Raw genomic sequence first — 542 nt, forward strand, 5'->3', positions numbered from 1 at the left:
CGGGCTCCACCGGCTCCGGCTCGGGCAAGGCCGCAAGACCAGGCACCGACGCCCGCACCTCGTCGTGGAACCGGCGAGCCAGCTCCGGCGCGACGTCGTTGTCCGGCGTGTGCACGAACACGGTCGGCGAGCGGCCCTCGCGCAACCAGCCCGCGACCACCTCCGTCCACGGCCGCCACCCCTCGACCGTTTCCGCCACCGAGTCCCGGCCCAGGTAGCGGATGATCGGGCGGTCGGTCAGGGCTCGCGTCCGGCGGGGCAGCCGCGGCTTCTTCGCCCACGCGTCCCGCTCCGCCTCGCTGGTCGGCGGGCTCCGGAAGAACACCGTCGTGTCGAACGGGACCCACTCCGCGTCCGCGATCCCGAGCGCCCTCTCCAGCGCCGAAGCCGCCCCGATGTCGGTGAAGAACTCCGGGTGGCGGACCTCCACCGCACGACGGCGGCCGGGGGGCAACCGGCGCAGGAAACGCACCAGTGCCTCGACGTCCGCGGGGCCGAACGAGCCCGGCAGCTGGGTCCACAACACCGCCCGGTCGCCGAGG

At 74.7% G+C, this 542-nt stretch carries 1 protein-coding gene; it reads right to left on the reverse strand.

From position 1 onward, the window contains the following. On the reverse strand, positions 1-542 hold a 542-nt coding region (locus CCN39_RS48960; RefSeq protein ID WP_143264521.1), incomplete at both ends, for a DUF72 domain-containing protein.

Origin of the sequence: Amycolatopsis kentuckyensis (assembly GCF_002155975.1) — a bacterium.
Taxonomy (GTDB): Bacteria; Actinomycetota; Actinomycetes; order Mycobacteriales; family Pseudonocardiaceae; genus Amycolatopsis; species Amycolatopsis kentuckyensis.